The 23,977-nt window shown below is 32.9% G+C and carries 16 protein-coding genes; 7 read left to right on the top strand and 9 right to left on the bottom strand.

Annotated elements, in window-relative coordinates; genetic code table 11:
• Positions 1-22 precede the first annotated feature (22 nt).
• The 3 genes from DG435_RS05965 (at position 23) to DG435_RS05955 (ending at position 3,496) form a co-directional block, all read left to right on the top strand.
• On the top strand, positions 23-1,486 hold the full coding sequence (locus DG435_RS05965; RefSeq protein WP_106793471.1) for a sigma 54-interacting transcriptional regulator: 1,464 nt from the start codon (positions 23-25) through the stop codon (positions 1,484-1,486).
• A 127-nt stretch (positions 1,487-1,613) separates the two neighbouring features.
• Positions 1,614-2,009 (top strand): RDD family protein, encoded by a 396-nt coding sequence (locus DG435_RS05960; protein ID WP_106793470.1) that lies wholly within the window; start codon positions 1,614-1,616, stop codon positions 2,007-2,009.
• Positions 2,010-2,188: 179 nt separating this feature from the next.
• Entirely contained in the window at positions 2,189-3,496 is a 1,308-nt protein-coding gene (locus DG435_RS05955; RefSeq protein WP_106793469.1) for a hypothetical protein, read from the top strand.
• Between the two features lie 32 nt (positions 3,497-3,528).
• On the opposite strand, the gene DG435_RS05950 is transcribed toward DG435_RS05955, so the two are convergent.
• The 8 genes from DG435_RS05950 to DG435_RS05915 all read right to left on the bottom strand — a co-directional run bounded on the left by DG435_RS05950 (position 3,529) and on the right by DG435_RS05915 (position 18,555).
• On the bottom strand, positions 3,529-4,353 hold the full coding sequence (locus DG435_RS05950; protein ID WP_106793468.1) for a DUF1853 family protein: 825 nt from the start codon (positions 4,351-4,353) through the stop codon (positions 3,529-3,531).
• Positions 4,354-4,360: 7 nt separating this feature from the next.
• Positions 4,361-6,439, bottom strand: a complete 2,079-nt coding sequence (locus tag DG435_RS05945; RefSeq protein ID WP_106793467.1) for a transporter substrate-binding domain-containing protein — start codon at positions 6,437-6,439, stop codon at positions 4,361-4,363.
• Between the two features lie 161 nt (positions 6,440-6,600).
• Positions 6,601-8,673: a transporter substrate-binding domain-containing protein gene (locus DG435_RS05940; RefSeq protein ID WP_106793466.1), complete on the bottom strand. Its 2,073-nt coding sequence runs from the start codon at positions 8,671-8,673 to the stop codon at positions 6,601-6,603.
• Between the two features lie 96 nt (positions 8,674-8,769).
• Complete coding sequence (locus tag DG435_RS05935; RefSeq protein WP_106793464.1) at positions 8,770-9,780, bottom strand: pirin family protein; 1,011 nt, start codon at positions 9,778-9,780, stop codon at positions 8,770-8,772.
• Between the two features lie 3 nt (positions 9,781-9,783).
• Complete coding sequence (locus DG435_RS05930) at positions 9,784-11,280, bottom strand: S10 family peptidase (RefSeq protein ID WP_106793500.1); 1,497 nt, start codon at positions 11,278-11,280, stop codon at positions 9,784-9,786.
• 25 nt (positions 11,281-11,305) lie between these two features.
• Complete coding sequence (locus DG435_RS05925) at positions 11,306-12,682, bottom strand: amidohydrolase family protein (protein WP_106793463.1); 1,377 nt, start codon at positions 12,680-12,682, stop codon at positions 11,306-11,308.
• A 57-nt stretch (positions 12,683-12,739) separates the two neighbouring features.
• Complete coding sequence (locus tag DG435_RS05920; RefSeq protein WP_106793462.1) at positions 12,740-16,048, bottom strand: amidohydrolase family protein; 3,309 nt, start codon at positions 16,046-16,048, stop codon at positions 12,740-12,742.
• 89 nt (positions 16,049-16,137) lie between these two features.
• Positions 16,138-18,555 (bottom strand): TonB-dependent receptor domain-containing protein, encoded by a 2,418-nt coding sequence (locus tag DG435_RS05915; RefSeq protein WP_199852709.1) that lies wholly within the window; start codon positions 18,553-18,555, stop codon positions 16,138-16,140.
• 187 nt (positions 18,556-18,742) lie between these two features.
• On the opposite strand from DG435_RS05915, the gene DG435_RS05910 reads away from it, so the two are divergent.
• Both DG435_RS05910 and DG435_RS05905 read left to right on the top strand, forming a co-directional pair.
• Positions 18,743-19,813, top strand: a complete 1,071-nt coding sequence (locus DG435_RS05910) for a sensor histidine kinase (RefSeq protein WP_106793461.1) — start codon at positions 18,743-18,745, stop codon at positions 19,811-19,813.
• 3 nt (positions 19,814-19,816) lie between these two features.
• Positions 19,817-20,545 carry a LytTR family DNA-binding domain-containing protein gene (locus tag DG435_RS05905; protein ID WP_106793460.1) on the top strand — a complete coding sequence of 243 codons (729 nt, stop codon included), beginning with the start codon at positions 19,817-19,819 and terminating at the stop codon, positions 20,543-20,545.
• A 7-nt stretch (positions 20,546-20,552) separates the two neighbouring features.
• Here DG435_RS05905 and DG435_RS05900 read toward each other — a convergent pair whose 3' ends face one another.
• Positions 20,553-21,128: a YdeI family protein gene (locus DG435_RS05900; RefSeq protein WP_106793459.1), complete on the bottom strand. Its 576-nt coding sequence runs from the start codon at positions 21,126-21,128 to the stop codon at positions 20,553-20,555.
• 132 nt (positions 21,129-21,260) lie between these two features.
• Here DG435_RS05900 and DG435_RS05895 point away from each other — a divergent pair, with 132 nt between their 5' ends.
• Positions 21,261-22,898 (top strand): ABC-F family ATP-binding cassette domain-containing protein, encoded by a 1,638-nt coding sequence (locus DG435_RS05895; RefSeq protein WP_106793456.1) that lies wholly within the window; start codon positions 21,261-21,263, stop codon positions 22,896-22,898.
• A 174-nt stretch (positions 22,899-23,072) separates the two neighbouring features.
• Complete coding sequence (locus DG435_RS05890; RefSeq protein ID WP_106793455.1) at positions 23,073-23,930, top strand: response regulator transcription factor; 858 nt, start codon at positions 23,073-23,075, stop codon at positions 23,928-23,930.
• Positions 23,931-23,977: the final 47 nt, after the last annotated feature.

Genomic DNA, 23,977 nt, shown 5'->3' with positions numbered 1-23,977 from the left:
TTGTTAGAACGAAAAAGAAAAGATGAAAATTTTAGAAATAAAGACATTAGGCCAATTAAAGAAATCCGGATATCAAAGTATATCGATAAAAGATGAATTAAGAAATAATCTAAGAACTAAGATTAGTAATAATGAAGAAACCTTTACAGGAATTCATGGGTATGAAAATACAGTGATTCCCGAATTAGAAAGAGCAATTCTTTCCAGGCATAATATTAATTTATTAGGATTACGTGGCCAGGCAAAAACCCGTTTAGCACGACAAATGATTAACCTTCTGGATGAGTGGGTTCCTGTAGTAGAAGGCTCAGAAATTAGTGATGATCCGTTTCACCCTATTTCGAGATATGCTACTAATTTAGTAGAAGAGAAAGGTGATGATACTCCCATTAGTTGGTTGCATCGATCAGAACGTTTTGCAGAAAAATTAGCAACTCCGGATGTTACTGTGGCTGATATAATAGGAGATGTGGATCCAATTAAAGCTGCTAATCTAAAATTAAGTTATGCAGATGATCGTGTGATTCATTTTGGGATGATTCCAAGAGCAAACCGAAGTATTTTTGTAATTAATGAATTACCAGATTTACAGGCTCGTATTCAGGTGGCATTATTTAATATTTTACAAGAAGGTGATATCCAGATTAGAGGGTTTAAGCTTCGGTTACCATTAGATATACAATTTGTGTTTACAGCAAATCCAGAGGATTATACTAATCGCGGAAGTATTGTAACACCTTTAAAAGATAGAATAGGCTCACAGATTCTTACTCATTATCCCAAGACTATAGAAGTGGCAAAAACGATTACTCAGCAAGAAGCTAAATTAGATTCAAGGCAGGCTGATTTGGTTTATGTGCCAGATATTGCAAAGGACCTGTTAGAACAAATTAGTTTTCAGGCTAGAGAAAGTGAGTTCATTGATCATAAAAGTGGCATTAGTGCCAGAATGAGTATTACTGCTTATGAAAATTTGTTAAGTATGGCAGAATACCGAGCATTGCGATCTGATGATGATCAAACACTATTGCGATTAAGTGATTTTATAGGTATTATTCCTGCTATTACGGGTAAAGTAGAATTGGTATATGAAGGAGAGCAGGAGGGAGCTGCCTCTGTAGCCCATTCCTTAATTTCTGATGCTATTAAGACTTTATTTTCAGAATACTTTCCGAAAATCGAAAAACTAGAAAAAGAAGGCTATGAAAGCCCATATCAGAATCTGATAAATTGGTTTTTTGAAGAGAGTGGATTCGAATTGTTAGATGATATATCAGACAAAGAGTATAAAGAAAAACTAGATGCTATTACTCCTCTTAAGAGCCTCATTAATGAATATCAACCTGAAACTAGTATAGAAGATAACTATTTTATGATGGAATTCTTATTGTGGGGATTGGTAGAATATAAAAAACTAAGTAAATATAGGTTATCTGAAGGATTTCGTTTTAACGATCTTTATGGGAGTTATATAAGTGGATTATAGTAGATATGGATTTGTACAGAGATTTTAGAATGATAGTATAGAAACAAATGCGCATTTGAGATAGTTAGGTAACATATCAGTTGATTATGACATATACATAACAGTATTAGCAAATATCACTAAAATTATGGAAAAGAAATATGCAATTTTACCAGACAGAATAAAAGCTGTTGTGGTAGATGGAATAGTTTTGATTGCACTAATGTTTGTTATAACAGAAATCTTCGCTTTGTTTAATGAGGTTCCTGTTTTTTTTAGAATCATAGCTTTTATTTTCATTTTTGTTCTTTATGATCCAATATTGACGGCTAGGTATGGAGGTACTGTGGGGCATTCTTTTAGTAATATTATAGTAAAAAGAGAGGAAGATCATAATAAAAATATTGCCTTTCATAAAGCACTTATTCGATTCTTAATAAAATTCTCACTAGGATGGATTTCTTTGGTAACAGTAACTGGGAATGAAAAAAGAAAAGCAATTCATGATTTTGCCGCTGGCTCTATTGTTATAGAAACAAAATAATTAATATCAATTCAAGTTAGAAATGATATACTAATTATGCTTTATTGTTATAAGTAGTTCCTTCCATTTCTAAAAAAAAATTCCTAAAAAACATTATTCAGAATTACAAAAAATATAAAACCTAAGTAACATTTTTAATCATTAAGACATATATAGATACACACAAAAACTTAATTCAAATGATTAAAATATTCACATCACTATTACTACTGTCATCATTTATTTCATGGGGACAGCAGACAACAGAATTTATTATTTCTGGCGGAATACAGGATAATGATCCAAATATTAATAATGTTTTATCAGATGCAGTTACAAGTCTTAATGGAAATGGTACTATTACAATCAAAGGAGATATAGAAGTTCGTGTTGATTTCAATATTCCTGAAGGAATCGAACTAAAGTTTTTTAAAGGGAATAAATTTATAATAAAGGGTAATACTACACTAACCATAAATGGTAGTATTAATGCAGGTCAATATCAAATTTTCGATTTAAAGGATAATGGAACCGTCGAAGATTGTTTTTGGGATAGATGGGATTTTACTTTAGATGATGGTAAAGTTAGAGGTAATTTAAAAAACAACTATGTAATACCACAATGGTGGGATATTGATGATACTGGTGTTATTCCGTGTGGTCAAAATTTTCAAAAAGCAATTGAATCATTTCCAAGTGTTCAAAAATTTGTAGCAAATGGAAAATTTCTACTTGAAAAGACTTTACATTTAAATCAAAACAACCGCTATTACGATTTTAGTGGTGCTACTTTTGTTGGAGTCAATGAAGATAGGGATGTATGCCAATTCTATAAAGAAAGTTACCTATTATGGTATAATACACCTGCACCTCATGGGTTGCCACAAACATTTCCAGCAACTGATACTGGAGGTTTAATTAACATAGGGAAACTTAGAGACTTAACCGAAACGTCTCCTTATTCGGTTGTAAATGTAACTTTATATGGAGGTATTTATATACCTAAAAGTAAATACGACAATGCACTGGGAATATTAAATTCTAAGAATATAAAAATTTTGAATGTAACCATAAACTGCTATAATGGACAAAGGGGAATTGCTCTCCAACCCCACACGAATTGGAATGTTCCTACAAGAACAGATCATATAATTGTTAGGGACGTTATTCAACAAGGAGGGACTAACCTTTTCAATATAGATATTAACTCAAATAGTAACACATCTAATGTTATTGTTTCTAATGTTGTTGGACATGATATTGGAGGTCATAAACCTGACCCAAATAATAGTGCTAGAGAAGCGGCTTTTAGAATTTCTTCTGGAGGTTCTATTCAAAAAATTCATAATATTACAATTTCTGAAGTAATACTTTCAGGCGTTTATAAGGCTTTTAATGTTAGTGGAGCTAGTGGTATCATTTCAAACATTCAAGTTATTAATTCAGAAACGAATTGGTTAGATGGTACTAATCCAGAATTAAAAGTTGAAAATATTAGAATACATTGATTTACCATTTAATCCAATTTAGATACAATAGTTTACCACCAAACTACAAAAAAACGTTTATAAGAATCTCCATTACTCCTCATCCAAAGTAATGGAGATTTTTTTTGTGATAATAATACCTGTACCTGTTCTTTTATGTCATCAAAAGAAAACCAGATGTCACCATGTTTTGGATCGGTAACCCAATCTTTTTTCTTCGGAATATTAAAATAACAACTACCATATTGTTCTAAGGTAAAAGCTTCTGATCTTAACCAAAAACCAACAATACATTGATTGTTTATAATAGGGAGCAGCTCATTTTTCATAGAAATAGGGACAAAAAGATTCGCCATATAACATACCTGTTGATGAATACTTTTTGGATCTATTTGTAAATCTTCCAGAATAGGCAGAGTTTCGTCTCTGTAGAGTAAAGGCAATTGTTTTGTTTTTAATTTTTCTATTTTTTGAAGTAAGGTATCTTTACGGTTTGGACCAATCCATTGTTTCAGCTCACCTTCAATTAATGAGTCATACAGATAAAATTTGTATACAACTTCAATATGTAAAGTCTTATTATCTCTATGATCTTTTATTAGAAAATCTAATTCTCCGATTGTAATCTTATCCAGATATACTTGAATATTCTTTGCTATAACCTCATAACGATCAGAATTGGTAATACAATATTCAAAAAAGTATTCTATACGCTTCCCTAATACTTCGTTATCCCGAATATTAATTTCTGTTGCATCGGGTAAAACGTCGTTTTCTAGTACCTCTTCGATACCAAAAGGCGATAGGTTCAAAAAAGCTTTATCATTCCATAAGGGCTTACTATTTAAAAACCCTAAATATTCATTCTTGATTGGCATTTAAGTTTTAAGTAAATTTTGATTTTGAAAAAACTGAAAAGTATTTATTGATAATAGGTTTCAGTATTTTTCTATCTACAGGTTTAGAAACAAAATCATCACAACCTGCATCTAATGCTTTTTGGATATCTTCTTCTGTAGAGTATGCCGTTTGTGCTACGATGGGTAACCCGGGTCTCATCTTCTTTATCTTTCTTGTAGCTGTATAACCATCCATCACAGGCATTCTTATATCCATGAGAATTAAATCGATATGGTCATTTTTTTTGCAAATCTCTACTGCTTTCTTTCCATTTTCTGCACGATGAATTACAAATTTATATCCTTTCATTTTTAGTAATATCGTTTTAAGGAATAAAAAATTCACATCACCGTCTTCTACAATTAAAATAACCTGTTTTATGGGAATGTCTGGAGCCTTTTCTTTATTCGAAGGGATATCAGATGTAAGAGGATTAACTATAGGATGGTATGGTACTGTTAATGTGAATATAGAACCTTTATTAACCATTGAAACAAAAGTAACATTACCTCCAATTAATTTGGCATTTTTCTGAGCAATTGATAAGCCCAATCCAAGACCATCATAGCTTTTTGTAACTTCTTTCTCAGACTGTGAGAAGTTTCTAAATATTAACTCCTGATCTTCGGGTTTGATACCTATTCCTGTGTCTATTATCGTAATTACCAGAGAACTATTTTCAATTTCACTAGAAATTTCGATCATACCTTTGGCTGTAAATTTGATTGCATTATCAATAAGATTTTGTAGAATCTTATGGATTTTTAACTTATCCATAAGTATGATACCCTGATCATCGGTTAATTTATTATTGAGGTATATGGCAATATTTTTGCTAATCGCTTTACTCTGAAAATCAGAAAATAGTGTTTGTAATGTTTCGTTAATATTTATTTCTTCAAAACGAACTTCGACCTGATTCGTCTCTAATTTTGAGATTTCGATGATATCATCGATAATATTGATTAATTGATTACTGCTATTTATAATAATTTTTGAATATTCTTTTTGTTGATCCGGTGTGATTTGTGGGTCATTAAGTAATTCAGAAAAACCAATAATACCATTCATAGGAGTACGTACTTCATGAGAAATATTATGAATAAATGCAGTTTTTAATTTATTACTTTCTTCGGCCCGCTCTTTAGCAATTTTTAATTCTTTTGTTTTTTGTTTGATTAAATATTTAAGATATCTGTTAAGAAGAAGAATGACAACTAACGATAGTAGAATAATCCCGGAAAGGGTAATCCAAAAGCTTGCTTTTTTATAAAAAGGAATAACGGTATGATATAACCAATTTTCAAAAATGATTTCCTTTTCATTATCGGTAATACTGCTGGTAGTCTTAGAAATAATTTCACTAAGCATAGTATTACTTTTTTGAACTGCAAGACTTGGAGCATATGTAAATTGGGTTTCTGAAGCAATTTTGAGATTATCCAGATTTTCTGTTTTTATGAGGTAATTAGCTACTGCCTTTGGTCCTATATAAGCATGGTACTTTCCAGAGCTAACTTTTCTTAAACAACTTAAATCGTCTATTTCGGTAGAAATGTTGAGGTCTTTTTCATATTCTTTCAAGATTTCATATATCGCATAATCTTTTGGAACCGTAATTATTTTATCGGTATAGTCTTTTAGATTCGTTCCGTAATCGATATCTTTTTGAGTTATAATAGCGTGACTAGACTCGAAGAGTTGTGAGTAGAAATTAAGATAAGCATCCCTTTTATTGGTTTGTTGAATTTCTAAAATGATTTCAATTTTGTTATTTTTTGCATCGTTTAGAAGTTGTTCCCAATTGGTATATAGTTTTCGTTGAAATTTGTGGCCAATTTTCTTTTCGATAAGAGCGAGGTAATCAATTAAGATACCATCTATTTCTTCATTTTCATTAATGAATTGATATGGGGCATAATATGGAAAAACTCCAACAGAAATACTATCATTGTTTTGTAACCAATCTTTCTCTTTGTCACTTAGAATTGTAGATTTTGAACAAGAAAAAAATCCTATCCATATACTAAAAGAACAGAAAATATATAGTAGTTTTTTTGCCATAGCTTTTTACTAGTTATCCCTTACTTTTCTTGCTCCTTATTAATAAAGATACTATTTAATAGTAACACTTTCAAGAAACACTTGTCTTATTTATAGAACAAAGTGAATTAATATAAATTCATAATTCATAAATTTTTCTATCATAAGGGATTGTATTTATTTTAAAAAGAATATACGGATAAATACTTATGAATTACTTTTTTCAAAATTTCTGGATCAACTGGTTTTGCAATAAAATCGTCGCATCCAGAGGCAAAAACATTTAGTATGTCTTCTTTGTTAGCATATGCTGTTTGTGCAATCACAGGCAGTTCTGGGTTTAGTTTCTTTATAAGTACTGTAGCGTCATAGCCATCCATTTCGGGCATCTTCATGTCCATAAATACCAGACTAATAGAATTATTTTCTTTAATAAATGTTACTGCTTCTTTTCCATCTTTAGCACGGTGAATGGTAAAGTGATAGTTTTCTATTTTTAGTAAAATTGTTTTAAGAACCAAAAAATTAACGTCACCATCTTCTGCAATCAGGATAGAATGTTGCTTGGTTTTTACTTCTTTAGATAATGTAGGCGATATAGTATTCAGAGGATTGGTTACCATAACAGGATGATAAGGTAATACGATTCTAAAAGTAGATCCTTTGTCAGGAATAGAAGAAAAAGATAACTCACCTTTCATTAAATTTGTATACTCTTTGGCTATGGTAAGTCCCAACCCTAATCCTCCATATTTTCTTGAAATTTGATTTTCTGATTGAGAAAACCTTTTAAATATAAGCTGTTGATTCTTGGGGTCAATTCCAATTCCCGAGTCTCGTATATTAATAATCAAATGATCTGTTTGTACCATAACCGAAATAAGTACAGCTCCTCTTTTGGTATATTTTACCGCATTTTTAACTAGACTATTTATAATTTTGATAAGCTTAAGTTTATCAATAAGCACATAGCGTTGATCATCTAACAGGTTATTATTAAGTATAAGTGAGATTCCTTTTTTCTTTGCTTTTATTTCGAAAGTCGAAAAAACAATATCAAAAACTTCGTAAAGATCGGTTTCTTCCTGGATAAGAATAACCTGTCCCGTTTGTAATTTCGAAATTTCAAGTATGTTATCCATACTATCAATTAATTGTTTACTGCTTTTAATTATAATTTTGGTGTATTTTTCTTTTTGGTTATCCGTTGTATTCGATTCTTTAAGAAGTCTAGAAAAACCAATGATACCATTCATTGGTGTTCGGATTTCATGTGATATATTATGGATAAATGCTGTTTTTAATTGATTATCCTTTTCGGCATTATCTTTTGCAATTCTTAGTGCTTTTGTCTTGTGTTTTACAATGTACCCTAAATAAAAGTTGATTCCCAAAACAATGAGGAGGCCCAACAATATAAAAAGGACTAAAGGAATTAAAAAATTGGGGTTTTTATAAAATGGTTTTGTTTTAATGTAAAGCCAGTTTTCTACAATATTTTGTTTTTCGTTATCAGAAATATTGTTAATAGTCTTTTGAATGATTTTATTTAAAACAGTATTGTCTTTATCAACAGCAATACTAGGGATGTAAGAATATTTAGTTTCAGCTATGATTTTAAGATTGTCGAAGTTTTTGGATTTTATTAAAAAATTTGCCACAGTTTTTGGACCAAAATATGCATCGTGCTCTCCTATCTGCACCTTTTGTAGAGCCATATTTTCGTTGAGATAGGTTTTAAGTTTAATCTCGGGATGTTTTTTTCTTAAGTATTCTTCTGAAGAGTACCCAAGGGGAACGGTTATGGTTTTGGTACTAAAATCTTTTAAAGTAAGTCCATCGGGAGTATCTTTTGAAGCTACAAGAACAAAAGGAGTGTCAAAGAATTCGGTATAAAAGTTTAGATATTGACTACGATCCCAGGTTTGTTGAGCTTCCAGGATCATATCAATCTTTTTACTTTTGGCATCCTTAACCAGTTCGGACCAATCAGAATAATACCTTCTTTTAAATTTATGATCTATTTTATGCTCAATTAGATTAAAATATTCAATAAAAATGCCTTCAATAGTAGTATGGTCATTTATAAATTGATATGGTGGGTAATACGGAAACAAAGCTATTGTAATAGAATCATTTTGTTTTAACCAATCCGTTTCAGCGTTCGTTAATATTTTTTCTTTTGAGCAAGAAAAAAATAGAATTGAACACAGAAAAAACGGGAAGAGTAAAAGAAATGTTTTGCGATTACACATTTAAATCAAATCTTCTAAGGTGATGATAATGATATTGTTAATACATGTTAGAATTAAAGATAAGCATTATTTATTCAACTATTAAAATAGGATATGTTACTTTTTTATTTCTGTACCATCGGGATATAAAGCAAATCTACCTTTAGAAGGAGAATGAACATGATCATTACTGTCCCAGGGCCAGCCTCCAAATTCTGTTTGTTGATACTCTTGTATAGCTTCTCTAATTTCTATCTGGCTATTCATAACAAATGGCCCGTGTTTCACTACAGGTTCATTCATTGGTTTGCCTTGCAACAATAATATATGAGCTTCTGTATTACCATTTTTTAAGATGAATTCCTGATCTGCATTTAGAATGATTTCATGATGTACAGGAATAGTATATCCTTCACTCGTAACTTCGGTTCCTTTAAAGAAATATAACGATCTGTTTATCCCTTTAGAAGCTGTAGGGAAGGTAAACGTTGCATTAGGATCGATTTTGATAGTCCATATAGCGATTTCATTATTGGGATCTGCTGCCCAGGAATCAGGAGCAGGAGCAGGAGCTGTTATATCATCTAATTTTCCTGCAATTAAAGTAACCTCAGTTGCATACCCATGTTCATCCTGTTTCTTTATTTTAGGTACCTCTTCACTCCAGAGCATTTTAAAATGTGGTTCTACCATTTTTTTGTCTCTCGGAAGGTTAAGCCAAATCTGAAATAACAAAAATGGATTTTCTTTTTCAGTATGTAGCAAAGGAAACATTTCAGAATGTTGTACACCTTTACCAGCGGTCATCCATTGTACATCACCATTACCAAAACGTCCTGCAGCTCCAAGTGAATCAGAGTGATCCACCAATCCTTTTTGGACAACGGTAACCGTTTCAAAACCTCGATGAGGATGTGCAGGGAAACCAGGTATTTTGGTTCCATGATACATTCGCCATCCATCTTTAAGAGTAAAATCCTGACCAATATTACGACCTTCTAGTGACGCATCGGGACCTAATTTTCCGTTTCCTTTTGGATATTGATCTTCATGATAAGCACAGAATAAAAATGGATCGCTGGTTTCCCAAGGAAAACCCAAAGGTTTAATTTTTATAATAGCAGCCATAATTTAATATTTTGATCCTTTATTTATATTGACTGATGATTTGGTAATGAATGCTCTAATATCATCATTGGCCTTAATTAAATCTTCATTACGAAGGTACATCATATGTCCGCTGCGATATCCTTTAAAACTTAGACGATCTTTAAGTTTTCCATTCGCGTTGAGTTGCCACATCACATATTTAGCATTAAAATAAGTAGTAGCACCATCATAATAACCCGATTGAATCATAGTGTGCAGGTTGGCATTCATCGCCATTGCTTTTCTTAAGTTTTCACCTGTATTATTACCTTTGGTTCTATCCCAAGGTCTTACCGGACCAAACATATTGTATTTTAAGTCGGTTTTAAATTTTAATTCCTGACTATAGTAATAGTTGATAGCTGGTGTAAACGAATGAAGCCAGGAAGTTAGCTCACTATTATAATCAGGATTATCTCCTGCATCCTTTATATCCATTCCTTTATATCGAGAATCCAATCGGCCAATCGTATACCCTTCTTTATCTCGTAAAAGATCTTTCCAGAAATATGATTTTGGTACTTCAAGATTATGCTGTCGTATTGTTTTCTTAGAAAGTCCAGAGTAGTAAGCCATCTTATTGATAACTTCTTCTTTTTTGGTAGTATCCAGGTATCCGCTTTTTACAATTGCCGGAAGCAGTTCATTGATCGTATAGTTTTCTACTTCTGGAAGTACTTCTAGTAAATCTTTGTTCTGAAGCTCTGGAGGTAACATTTTATGATACCATGCTGCTGCTGCAAAATAGGGTAATCGGTTTGCTACTTCTACGGGCCCATCAAATTTAAAACCTATTTCGGTAGGGGAGACCAATATCACTCCGTTAAGATACATCCACTGGCGATTTTGTAACTCAAGAGCCAGTCCAGAAACTCTCGTTGTTCCATAGCTTTCTCCGATAAGGTATTTTGGAGATCGCCAACGATTATTTCGGGTTACAAACGTATTGATCCAATCGGCTAAGTATTTTACATCTGCTTTTACCCCAAAGAATAACTTTTTATCAGGCATTTTTCCATCTTTTCCTGGGATCATTCTAGAATACCCTGTGTTTACAGGATTTACAAATACAATATCTGCTACATCCAAGACCGAATTAGGATTGGCTTTGATTCCATAAGGTTGTACAGGAAACCCTTCATTATCGATCTTAAGAATACGGGGACCTGTATAAGCAATATGCATCCAAACTGAAGCTGATCCTGGACCACCATTAAATGAAATGAGTAAAGGTCGGTTTTCATCATTTTTGATATCAGATCTTTTGTAATAGGTATAACATAAAGAAGCTATAGGTGCTCCTGTTTCATCCCAAATCGGTTGAAACCCTACTGTTGCTTTGTATGCAACAGCCTTTCCTTTTATTGTAGTTGTATGATTTGTTACTATAGTGGTATCGATAGGAACTTTAACGTTTTGTGCTTCCGCGTAAAGCGAAATAACAAACATTATAATGAATAAAGTAAATATGTTTTTCATTTTTATGGTATAGTAATTAGTATTTTTAATTTTTACGGGCATTCTGAGCAATTTCCTGCAATTTTTGATCTATGGCTTCTTTGGGCAACCATTGTCCTCTAATCAGTACACCAGAAACTTGTTTTAAGGCTTTACTATTTTCTAGTGGATTTGCATCCAGTATAACCATATCGGCATCCAACCCTTCTTTGATTTGCCCAAATGTATCTTCCTTACCAAAAAACAGGGCAGGATTTATTGTCCCTGATTGTAGCACATCTAGTGGTGTTAATCCAGCAGCTATCATTCCGTCGATTTCGTGATGAATTGAAAATCCGGGAACATTAAATAATTGTGGAGCATCCGAGCCTAATAATATTTGATGTCCATTATCATGTAGTTTTTTAAGTAGCGTTCTTCTTATAGTATTAAATTGTTGCCATTGTTCTTTATTAAAACTAGGATTCTCTTCGGTATATTGACTTTTTCTTTGTTTCCAGTTTTGCAATGTAGAAGCGGGCATATATTTCATTTCGTGACCTTTCAATAACTCATCAGCAGTTACAGGAGCAAACCATCTTTCAAATAAGCTTTGGGTAGGAACGATCCAGATAGTATTGTCTTTTGCAAGTTGTACCAATTCATCGATTTTGGATTTATCCGCCAACGGAGTGAAATTATATCCAAAGAAACCGTTATCCCCAGGATTTACATTTTCTGATTCGGGAACCAGCCCTTCTAAAAACCCATCGATGTGATCAATAGAGGCGTATTTACTTTCTATAGCATGCCGTATACCAACATCAACTGGAACATGTCCAGAAAAAGGAATACCTACTTCGTTAGCAGTTTTTACCAATTGATCAAATACTTCTATTGTAATACCAGGATGAATTTTTAAGAAATCATAACCTTCTTTTTGATAAGCCGTTACTTTGGCAATGACTTCTTCTTTTGTCTTTACCGAATTTCCATTCAGAGAAGGGCTAGAGGTAAAAATTCTAGGGCTTAAGATGTCACCTGTCTCCGCACGTTGTCTTAATTTTAAGTGAGAAGGATCACCAAGCATACCACGTATTGTTGTTATCCCATTAGAAAGATATAAAAACAAAACCTCCTCGATACGTTCTTTTGACGTCGAAGGTTGTGGTATATGAGCATGCATTTCTGCTAATCCAGGAATGATGTATTTTCCTTCTGCATTGATCTTTGTAGTATATCCTTCAGGGTTTTCTATAGTATTAGTAACCTTTTTTATTTTTCCAGAATCGATTACAATCTGTTGTTTTTCGATAATAGTACCGTTACTTACATCTACAATATTAGCATCTGTAATCAAGATAGCAGTTTTACTAACTTGTTTTTGGGGTTGAGCACAAGATGCTACCAGTGCTGTAAATAGTATGAAAAGATATGTTCTCATCACATGAGTTTTAAAATTTAGTTGCTGATCTTTTTAGGCCTTGTAAGAGCCATAGATCTAATTATGCCCTAAATGACATCCACATCCTGGTTTCATAAAGCTTTGTGCTTCTTTATGCCATGGGAAAGCCTGACTATAATTAGCATTCTCCCACCAGAATTTAGTTCGTGCTTTGGTTGTGTTACCAATCTCATTCATGGTATCGGTATCATATAACCGTCCGTTTACCATAGTATATTTTACAGTTTCTGTGTTTCTGATATTTTCTAAAGGATTTTTATCAAGAACGATAAGATCGGCTAGTTTTCCTTCTTTTAATGAACCAATATCATTTCCTGCACCAATATATTCTGCACCATTTAGTGTTGCTGCTCTTAACGCTTCCATATTGGTCATTCCTCCTTGTTGAAGCAACCATAACTCCCAATGCGCTCCCAGACCTTGTAATTGTCCATGCGCTCCCAGGTTTACTTTAACTCCTGCATCAGTTAGTGCTTTACATGTTTTTGAAACCAGAATATGTCCATTTTCATATTCTTCATCAGGAACCATAGTTCTATGTCTTGCGCGAGCATCGATAATAGCTCTCGGAGTATATTTAAGCAGTTTTTCATTTTCCCAAACCTTATCTTTTTGATAGAAATAGTATTCCCCATTCATCCCGCCATAATTTACAATTAGAGTAGGTGTATATCCTGAATTACTGGTTTTCCAAAGTTCATTTACATCTTTATACACGGGAGCAACAGGAATATTATGTTCAACTCCTGTATGACCATCCATGATCATACTCATATTATGATAAAAAGTTGATCCTCCTTCGGGAACTACGTTGATTTGAAGCTCTCTTGCTGCCTGTATCACCTGCTGACGCTGATCTCTACGAGGTTGATTATAACTCTTAACGGATTTAGCACCAAATGCTTTGGTTCTTCTGATAGAGGATCGAGCATCTTCCAGCTTATTGACTACTGCTTTAAAGTCTCCATCTGCTCCGTATAGAATAATTCCTGTAGAGTAGAGGCGAGGCCCTACCATCTCACCGCTTTTAATCATCTCAGACATGGTGAAAATAGATTCAGTATTGGCAGAAGGATCGTGAGATGTGGTTACTCCAAAAGCTAGATTGGCATATAATTGCCAATGTTTTTGAGTCGTTAGACCGTATCTAAACCCTCCCACATGTGCGTGTGCATCTACAATACCGGGCATAATTGTCTTGCCTTTTATATCATATACTTTAGCATCGCTAGGTACAGGTACTTCAGAAGTAGTTCCAATTTTTTCAATACGGTTATCTTTAATAATGATAGTTCCTTCTTCGATTACCTGATCGCCTTCCATCGTAATTATTCTGGCATTAGTAAATGCAATTCTACCTTGTGGCACATCTGTTTTTACTTCTAAACCAATTTTGATACCTGTTGCTGTTACTTCTCCTACTTTTTCTGGAGAGTTAGGCAAAAATGTAAAACGATCTTTAACCTCATTAGAGAAGTACTCATCTCCAAGAGTCCATATTACTTTTTTACTATCTCTGGACCAATGAAGATTAACCCCTGCGTCTTTAGAAATCTGGGATACCGGTACAGCTTTAGAGTTGTTATCCAAGTCTATTTCTTTACCATTAAGTACTAGTGGAGCAATAAATGCTTTGTGCAGATTGGTAAAAGCAATCCATTTATTATCAGGACTAGGTACTAATCGGTTGGCATATTTAGATTTTATATGTGTTTTTTTATCTTTTCCATTAAGATCAACAGATTTTAACTCTTTAGTCAGATTTCCAAAATATGTACCTCCGGTTTGATAAAAGATACGCTTTCCGTCTTTAGAAAACATAGGGTATTCTCCTTCTTCTGTTATTAGTTTAGTATTGCTACCAGAAGATGACATGGTATAAATACCAGTATTTTTAGTAAAACTTAGACCTTGATCACTGTTTCCATTTTCTTTTCTGAAAGTAATCAAGTTATTTGTAGCATTAAATACCGGAGTTCTATAAATTCCTTTTTTTGTGGTTAGCTTGGAAGAAGTACCACCAGAAGCAGGAATTTTATGTATTGCTCCCAGGTTTTCATCATTCCAGGTGACATATACAATATGTTGACCATCTCTAGAGAAGCTAGGCTCAAACTCAAAATCGACAAATTGAGTAGTAAGGCGTTGTGGTTTCCCTTTGGGTAGACTTTTACTCCATAAATGTCCAAGAGCACTAAACACTACTGTTTTACCATCTGGAGAAGTAACTACATTACGAATTACTTTGGATGTAAACTTTTCGGGAGAAACAGGGGTATTAAAATGCAGGGTTTCTGCAATTTTGATGGTAGCATCTACTGTAAACGGAATATTGGTTACTTGTTGATTCTCTACATTAATTTTATTGATTTTTCCACCAGCCCAGAATATAATTTCGTTGTTATTAGGCATCCAGCTAAAATTGGGATAGATCCCAAAAATCGCCCAGGCTTCTTGTTGGTCTTTGTTTAGTTTATCATGGATTGGCCATTCTTCACCGGTTTCCAGATTATGGATGTATAATACCGTTTTGGTACGTACTCTTTTTACAAAAGCAAGCTTTTTACCATCTCTGGACACTTGTGGTCGTGCTGCCCCTCCTGGTCCACCAGTAACAGTAATCGTTTTTCCGGTTTCGAATTCATATCTTTTAATGGCATAGATTTGTTTGTTAGGGTCTTTATTATACTGAAAAAAACCACCGGGATACATATCTTCGGCATAGTACATATATTTACCATCAGGGGAAATATTAGGTTCATTAACATCTTGTTGGTCATTTTTTCTTTTGGTTAACTGCAACCCAGAACCTCCTGTAATATGATACTGCCACATTTCACCAGCACCCAGAGAACGCTGAGAGGTAAAGTGTTTTCTTGCTACCAGATAATTGCCATCAGGCATCCAGGCAGCATTGTTTAATAATCTAAACTTTTCTTTAGTAATTTGTTTAGGATGACTACCATCACTATTCATTACCCAAATATTATCACCTCCACCGGCATCACTGGTGAAAGATACCTTTTTGCCATCAGGACTAAAACGAGGTTGTACCTCAAATGGGATTCCTGTACGTAATACTTTAGCTTTTCCACCAGAAACAGGGATACTATAGATATCTCCCAAAAGGTCAAAAACAATAGTATTGCCATCAGGGCTAACATCCAGATTCATCCAGGTACCTTGATCTGTGGTAAACGTATGATTTTTATAATTAAATTCTCCTGTGGGATTAGAAACATCCCATTTTTCTTCTTCTTTTTTATCTTTCTTGTTTTTTTGAGCTTGAGTATTGAAGATTAAAAATATCCCGATAATCAGAGTAGTAACAATGTGTTTGTGCATGATTAGTGATTTATATGATCCGAAAATAAGGATTTATCATACAAAATATCTTAAAGTGGTGTTAATGCGATTTTGAAAAAAATAGAATCTTAGATTCTATTTTTTTCATCTTCAATCCCTGTTTTACGTTTTCTGGATTTTTTTACTTCTTTACTTCCAAAAGTATAGGTTAAATTAAAACTAACCTGTCGGCTATCCCAACCCCCATTACCTTGTATAGATAAGTCTCCAAATCGGGTATCTCCTTTCCAAGGAGAAGTATATAAGATATCATTAAAAGCTAATCGAGCATTTAATTTATTAGAGAAGAAACGTTTTTGAAAAGCGAGGTTTAACGAACCTAAACTTTTGATTTGATATGTTCCTCCCCAGATCGATGGTGAATTAAACCACCCCGAGATTTCCATTTTATAACCTCTGGGTAATGAAAACGTGTTTTGGCCATATAAACTTAACGTATTTTGAGATACTGAAACAAAATCTTGATTATTAGCTTCAAAAATGGTTCTATATGCATTAAGACTGTAATATACACTCCACCAGTTGTTAATTTTGGTAGGGTAGGATATACTTAGATTAATGACTTTTTGATCTGCTACATTTCTAGTAATAATGAAGTTTTGATTTTCGCTCTGGGACTCGGTTACTTGTGCAAAATAGTCACCTATTATACTGTAACTTAAAGCGGTAGTTAGTCTATAGTTATAAGTATGCGAAAGTTTTATATTATCGGTGTATTGTGGTTGTAAAAACGGGTTTCCTTTTCTAAAAGATAATTCATTAATTTTATATTCAAAAGGATTTAAATTTTGATAGTTAGGTCGTTGTATTCTTCGACTATAGGTCAATGCAAAAGAATTCTTTTGATTCATTTGGTAAGTGATACCTCCGCTAGGAAAAAAATCAATATAATCCCTTTTTACTCTGTCATCAATTGTATTTTGACTACTAAATAATTGTCCATCAGATTTGGTTTGTTCTACTCGAAGACCAAATTGTATGTTCAGTTTTTTGAATTTACGGTTATAGTTAAAATATCCAGCATGAATCTGCTCATCATATGCAAAATCATTGCTTTGATCCAGGTTAAGAATATCTTGTCCATTTATTCTATCGAAGAAATCAAATTCATTTTCAGTATTTATATTAGAATATTTAATACCTAACCCTAATTTCCCTTTAAGAAAGTCTTGTTCATAATCTACTTTTGCAGTAAAAATGGTAATATCTATAGGGGTATTAAAGAAATTAACTGTTTCACTTTGTAGTTCGGTTTCATCTCCGTTATAATACCGATTGGGTTGCAGGTTTGCTCTGTCATTATTATACTGTCCATAATCCAGGTCTACATTCATGCTATATCCAAGAGTATCTTTGTAGCGATAGTTTAGGTTAGTATATAGATTACTGGTCTTTGTGTCGCTATCACTTCCTGCAACTAAAACTTCTTGAGGAGTACTATTTCCTGAAGGAATAATAAGTGTTCTGGAATCTGTATTTGAAATTGAATTATTAAAATTTCCTGTAAAAATAATGCCTAGAGTAGATTTACTATTGATAAAGTAATCATATCCTAATTTTAGGTTATTACTATTATTTTCATTAACCGTTTCTGATTTGGCATCTAGAATAGTATTGTTTTGTGTTCTGTATAAGTCGATAAAACTAAAACTCTTTCCAAAACGATTACTATACGTTCCGAATAGATTAGATTTTTTATTCCTGGTATTAAAGGAAACAGAACTAGTATATCTTGCATAATCTCCATAAGTGATTCCGGCACTTGCAGAACCATTTGTACCTAAGCTTTTATCCCTTTTTAGTTTAATATTGATAATCCCGGCATTACCTTCAGCTTCATATTTTGAAGAAGGTTGGGTAATGATCTCAATTGCTTCGATATCGCTGGATTGGATAGTTTTTAGATAATTAGTAAGATCTTCTCCTCTAAGTACAGAAGGCTTGTCATCTATATATATTAATACTCCGGTTTTGCCTTCTACAATGAGATTATCATTGTTATCAACGATGACTCCCGGAGCTTTACGTAGGAGCTCATAGCCAGATGTTCCTGTGGCACTTAGAGTATTTTGTACGTTAAAAACGGTTTTATCTGCCATTACCTGTACTACTGGTTTTTCTGCGACTATAGTGATCTCATCCAGATTTTCTGTTTTTACATTAAGCGTAATCCTGTTTAGATCTATATCCTTTCCATCAATTGTAAAAGAAACAGATGTATAATCATCGAATCCAAGGCTGGAGATGATACCTTGATATGTTCCATTTTTTATATTTTCGATATTAAATTCTCCTTTAGTATTGGTAATCACACCTTTTATAAATTCTTTGTTAGAGACTTTAATAAGAGAAATTGTTGCGGCATCAATTGGCCTTGATTGTTGATCCATAACAATACCTTTTACAGTATTTTGCGCTTTGATTATATTGATAGACATAAATATGAGGATAATGCATACGATCCATTTGTTATTTTTTCCAGACATAATTGTTTGTTTTTTTGTTTCGACAAATTTGAAAAATGAAACAACATGAAGCATCTGTAAACCGACGAGTTGGCTATTACTTCGTTAAACAGGAAAGGACAACTTATCTTGATATAGGACAATTCGTCGAAATTTATATTTTAAAGAAGTGTTTTAATTTTAGCTTTGTACAAATTAGAACACAGTTATGAAAAAGCCTTTTCTACAAAGAAGAATTTTTGACGTTCGGATTGTCGAACTTATTGTCTTTAGTTCCATTTATTTATTTTTTGCATCTGCTTATCATATTGCATTATGGATAAATCGTGGCGGATATACACAAGAAGATAACATACTGTTTGATCCTATAAGTTTTATGGATGATAGTGGATTAGGTTATACTCTGAAGTTAATTATCACTCTTCCTATTTGGTGGCTCCTTTTTAGAAAGCTGAAAATTTGGTCAATAAAAGAAAAGTTACTGTTACATTTAATATTACTACCTTCATTTGTTATCATATGGCAACAATTGTATAGTGTTTTTAGTAATGTATTTGGATTTTTCTATTTACAAGGACCTGCACAAATTTGGGATATATATCTTCCTGCTTTATTTTATATTTTACAATTTGGAATCTTTCATTCTTATCAATACCATGTTGACAATCAGAAAAAGATAAAAGTTGAAGGAGAATTACGTGCTGTCGCATTAAAAAGTGAATTATCTGCATTAAAAGCTCAACTAAATCCACATTTTTTATATAATGTATTTAATACCATTAGTGCTTCAGTACCACCGGAAAACGAAAAAACGAGACACTTAATTGCAGAATTATCAGATTTGTTTAGATATCAATTACAAGCTTCTCAAGTAGAAAAAGTTCCTTTGAAAGAAGAATTGGATTTTGTAAAAAAGTATTTGGCATTAGAAAAAGAACGTTTCGAAGAACGTCTACAGATAGAAATTGATGTAGATGAGAATGTAATGGAAGAAATGATACCTCCTATGTTATTACAACCGCTAGTCGAAAATTCTGTAAAACATGGACTTGCTTCTTTGATAGATGGAGGGAAAGTGTCAATTACAATTTCTAAAAATGAAGATAAACTTTTTTTTGAAATTGCAGATACGGGAGTTGGAATAAAGAATAAAGAAAAAATATTTGGTAAAGGTATAGGACTAACAAATACCAAGATGCGCATAGAGAAGATGTACAATTCTACTCTTCAATTGAGTGATAATATACCACAAGGATTAAAAGTTAATTTTGTTATATAATAGATGAAAAAAGTACTCATTATAGACGATGAAGCAGCAGCTAGGAAGCTTATTAAGGAATACTTAATTGATTTCCCAGAACTTATTTTGTTAGGAGAAGCTAATAACGGAGTAGATGCGGTTAAAATGATAAATGAATTTAGACCAGATCTTGTATTCATGGATGTGCAAATGCCAGGAATGAGTGGGTTTGATGTACTAACGCATATCGAAGAGATACCACAAATCATTTTTTCGACAGCATATGATAAATATGCATTGCAAGCTTTTGAGGTACATGCAATTGATTATTTACTTAAACCGTATACTAAAGAAAGATTTAAAGTAGCTATCGAACGCTTAAATTCGTATATGGGTGAAAACAAAGTAAGACCTCTGGCAGAAAGTTTATTGATGGATCAACCCAAATATCCAGAACGAATACTCGTGCAGTCGCAAGGAAAATTAATCACAATAGCCGTAAAAGATATTATAAGGGTAGAAGCTTATGGTGATTATTCTAAATTGATTACAGATACAGGAGTGTATCTTAGTAATTTTGGTATTTCGGTTCTGGAAGAAAAATTTAATAATACAATTCTAATTAGAGTGCATCGATCTTCTATTATAAACCTAAACAAGGTAAAAGAGTTGAATAAGTATACGAAGAGTTATGATGTAATTATGCAAAACGAAGATGTGGTAAGAGTAAGCCGAGGTTATATGGATAATATAAAACGATTAATGTTTTAAATATATATCACCAATTTCCTCTGGACTTCATATTCGCTTCACAGAATTTAATAATTTCTACAATACGTTTATCACGGGTTTCTTGTCGTTTGGCTTGATTAATCCAGTAGAGGTAACTTTTACGGTAGCTTTGTGCAAAGTTTTGATAGTTTTCAAAAGCTAAAGGATTTTGATCAAAGGCATGTTGTAAATCTTTGGGGATGACACCATTTTCTACATCATCCAGAGCAATCCATGAACCGTTCTTTTTGGCTACTTCGATACTTATCAAACCACTTTGATGCATCAAATCATTTTTGATAAGATTTATGATGTAGGTTTTATTAACTTTGCTCCAAACACTTTTGGGTTTACGAGGGCAGAAATATTGCCTGCGACGCTGATCATCTAGCCTTTTTACTGTAGAATCTATCCAGCCATAACATAATGCTACTTTTACAGCTTCTTCCCACCGCATACTTGGTTGTTTGCTTTCTACTTTATAAAGTATAAGATATACTCCCTGAGATTGATGGTGATTTTCATGAAGCCAGGAACGCCATTCCTGATCATTTTTAAAGTATAATTCGGGTTTACCAGACATAAAAAAACACTTTGATAAAATTACGTTTTCAAGGTAGTAATTTTTTGGAATACAATATATATTCAAAATATAATCAGATTCCTTTTTGATGACCTGCTTTTTTTTAGTTTTGCATTCTTAAATTAGAAAGATATGATTTCTGTAGACGGAATTGCTGTAGAGTTTAGTGGCGAAACATTATTTAGTAATGTTTCTTTTGTTATTAATGAAAATGATAAAATTGCCTTAATGGGCAAGAATGGTGCAGGTAAATCCACTATGATGAAAATTATTGCAGGAGCACAGAAAGCAAACAGAGGGCATGTTAGATGTCCCAAAGAGGCAGTGATTGCATATTTACCACAACATCTATTAACAGATGATGATTGTACTGTATTTGAAGAAGCATTAAAAGCTTTTGGCGATATTTTGGGGATGCAGGAGGAGATGGATCGATTAAATAAAGAACTCGAAACTCGTACCGATTATGAATCTAGCGAGTATATGGCAATTATCGAAAAAGTAACCGATCTGGGAGAGAAGTTTTATGCTGTAGAAGAGGTAAATTATGATGCCGAAGTAGAGAAGGCGCTAAAAGGACTCGGGTTTAAGAGAGAAGATTTTACACGGCCCACCAGTGAGTTTAGCGGTGGGTGGAGAATGCGTATAGAGCTTGCTAAAATCTTATTACAGAAACCAGACTTAATCCTTTTGGATGAGCCAACCAATCATGTAGATATAGAATCTGTAATCTGGCTAGAGGACTTTTTGATTAATAAAGCCAAGGCAGTTATCGTTATCTCTCATGATAAAACGTTTATCGATACGATCACCAATAGGACTATTGAGGTGACAATGGGAAGAATCTATGACTATAAGGCAAATTATTCGCATTACCTGCAACTACGAGAAGAAAGAAGAGCGAATCAAATAAAAGCATACCAGGAGCAACAAAAATTTATTGCAGATACCAAAACATTTATCGAACGATTTAAAGGTACGTACTCAAAAACCAATCAGGTAAATTCGCGGGAACGTATGTTAGAGAAGTTACAGATTATCGAAATTGATGAGATTGATACTTCATCTTTAAAACTCAGATTCCCCGCATCAGTTCGATCGGGAGATTATCCCGTAATAGCAAAAGATTTATCAAAAAGCTATGATGAGCATGTAGTGTTTAAAAATGCAAATTTATCGATTTCCAGAGGAGAAAAAGTATCATTTGTAGGACGTAATGGCGAAGGTAAATCTACAATGATTAAAGCGATTATGGGAGAGATTGAGTATGAGGGAACTTGTGACCTGGGGCATAATGTTAAGGTAGGATATTTTGCACAAAACCAAGCGGCATTATTGGATCAGAATCTTACCGTATTTCAGACAGTTGATGAAGTGGCAGAAGGAGAAGTACGAACACAGATCAAAAATATTTTAGGACAGTTTATGTTTGGTGGCGATGATATCGATAAAAAAGTAAGTGTCCTTTCAGGTGGAGAACGAACACGACTGGCAATGGTTAAGTTACTTTTAGAACCTGTTAATCTTTTAATTCTCGATGAGCCTACCAATCATTTGGACTTAAAATCAAAAGATGTACTAAAAGAAGCTTTATTAAATTTTGATGGGACTTTGATTTTGGTTTCTCATGATCGTGACTTTTTACAAGGTTTGTCGCAAAAGGTATTTGAGTTTAAAGACAAAAGAGTAATTGAGCATTTTGAAACCATAGATGATTTTCTTTCGAGAAACAAGATTGAAAACTTAAAAGAAATTGATCTTAAATCATAACGGAAGGCATAACCCCATTATATAGAATACTAATACATCACTTACCAAGGAGCAATAAATAATATACGATCTATCAAAAAATCTGTTAGATTTGTATACCAATAATCTGATTGTAATCAGAGAAGATTAGCTTTTTTGAATGATAAAAGTATCTATGTCTAAAATATATAGTGAATGGAGGTATTAGAAATCATATTGTTGATTTTGGCATATTCCCTAATTATCATCGCATTATTTTTGGAAGTCATTTGCTATACAAAAAATATTGAAACGCTTGAAACTATATACTTTACAGTTTCATTGCTTTTACTAATTGTAGCGTTAACGATCACCTATTTTTTTAAACCTTTTAATTCAGACAGTACTAATATTTTTATTTTATTAGCGATGATATTGGTTGCGCTTACTACCCCTTTGCATATTCTAGAAGAGAGGCGTCATACTGTAAAACCTATTTTCAAAAAGTTGCTAATAGCCTTTTCGGGGATGTTAACCATACTCGTTATTTCGGGACATTTTATTAAAATATTGAATTTTTTACAATTTGTAGTAGCACTATTTTTAGGGATTTCTGTCGTTTTGTCCATGATTCTGATAAGAATAACCAAACCTAAAGTAAACATTGTACATCGTGAAAAAATGGAGCGATATATTGCTATTGCCGTCCTTATTCTGATTCCACTTTCTTTACTAACCAATTATGTTGCAGACCTAAATGGCATAAACACAAAAATTGGATTTACGCTTCCATTGATTTTTATTGTACTCGCAGGAAGTAAATTATGGAGTGATATAGAACGACTATCTCTTTTTAAACCTAAAAATACAGTAAAAGAACAAAACCTAATTAATTATTCCTTGACCAATAGAGAAAAGGAAATCGCTTTACTTCTTATTAAAGGAAATACATATAAACAAATATCAGAACAGCTATTTATTTCAATTCCTACTGTAAAAACACACGTTTCCAATATTTACAGAAAATGCAAGATAAATAACAGGATAGAACTTATCTCGTTGCTGTCTAGTTAATTAGTTTAATTTTTTATACCTAAAACAAGTATCATACTTTTGTATGA

The organism is Aquimarina sp. Aq78, from assembly GCF_900299525.1.
GTDB lineage: Bacteria > Bacteroidota > Bacteroidia > Flavobacteriales > Flavobacteriaceae > Aquimarina.
The sequence above is the reverse complement of the archived record's forward strand: the minus strand, read 5'-3'. Positions and strand labels throughout refer to the sequence as shown.

What these genes read in the sequence shown, in the direction of transcription:
- DG435_RS05890 (WP_106793455.1), top strand. Translation starts at nt 23,073, where the DNA reads ATGGAGGTATTAGAAATCATATTGTTGATTTTGGCATATTCCCTAATT.
- DG435_RS05930 (WP_106793500.1), bottom strand. Translation starts at nt 11,280, where the DNA reads ATGAAAAACATATTTACTTTATTCATTATAATGTTTGTTATTTCGCTT.
- DG435_RS05955 (WP_106793469.1), top strand. Translation starts at nt 2,189, where the DNA reads ATGATTAAAATATTCACATCACTATTACTACTGTCATCATTTATTTCA.
- DG435_RS05895 (WP_106793456.1), top strand. Translation starts at nt 21,261, where the DNA reads ATGATTTCTGTAGACGGAATTGCTGTAGAGTTTAGTGGCGAAACATTA.
- DG435_RS05965 (WP_106793471.1), top strand. Translation starts at nt 23, where the DNA reads ATGAAAATTTTAGAAATAAAGACATTAGGCCAATTAAAGAAATCCGGA.
- DG435_RS05910 (WP_106793461.1), top strand. Translation starts at nt 18,743, where the DNA reads ATGAAAAAGCCTTTTCTACAAAGAAGAATTTTTGACGTTCGGATTGTC.
- DG435_RS05950 (WP_106793468.1), bottom strand. Translation starts at nt 4,353, where the DNA reads ATGCCAATCAAGAATGAATATTTAGGGTTTTTAAATAGTAAGCCCTTA.
- DG435_RS05920 (WP_106793462.1), bottom strand. Translation starts at nt 16,048, where the DNA reads ATGCACAAACACATTGTTACTACTCTGATTATCGGGATATTTTTAATC.
- DG435_RS05925 (WP_106793463.1), bottom strand. Translation starts at nt 12,682, where the DNA reads ATGAGAACATATCTTTTCATACTATTTACAGCACTGGTAGCATCTTGT.
- DG435_RS05940 (WP_106793466.1), bottom strand. Translation starts at nt 8,673, where the DNA reads ATGTGTAATCGCAAAACATTTCTTTTACTCTTCCCGTTTTTTCTGTGT.
- DG435_RS05915 (WP_199852709.1), bottom strand. Translation starts at nt 18,555, where the DNA reads ATGTCTGGAAAAAATAACAAATGGATCGTATGCATTATCCTCATATTT.
- DG435_RS05945 (WP_106793467.1), bottom strand. Translation starts at nt 6,439, where the DNA reads ATGGCAAAAAAACTACTATATATTTTCTGTTCTTTTAGTATATGGATA.
- DG435_RS05900 (WP_106793459.1), bottom strand. Translation starts at nt 21,128, where the DNA reads ATGTCTGGTAAACCCGAATTATACTTTAAAAATGATCAGGAATGGCGT.
- DG435_RS05905 (WP_106793460.1), top strand. Translation starts at nt 19,817, where the DNA reads ATGAAAAAAGTACTCATTATAGACGATGAAGCAGCAGCTAGGAAGCTT.
- DG435_RS05960 (WP_106793470.1), top strand. Translation starts at nt 1,614, where the DNA reads ATGGAAAAGAAATATGCAATTTTACCAGACAGAATAAAAGCTGTTGTG.
- DG435_RS05935 (WP_106793464.1), bottom strand. Translation starts at nt 9,780, where the DNA reads ATGGCTGCTATTATAAAAATTAAACCTTTGGGTTTTCCTTGGGAAACC.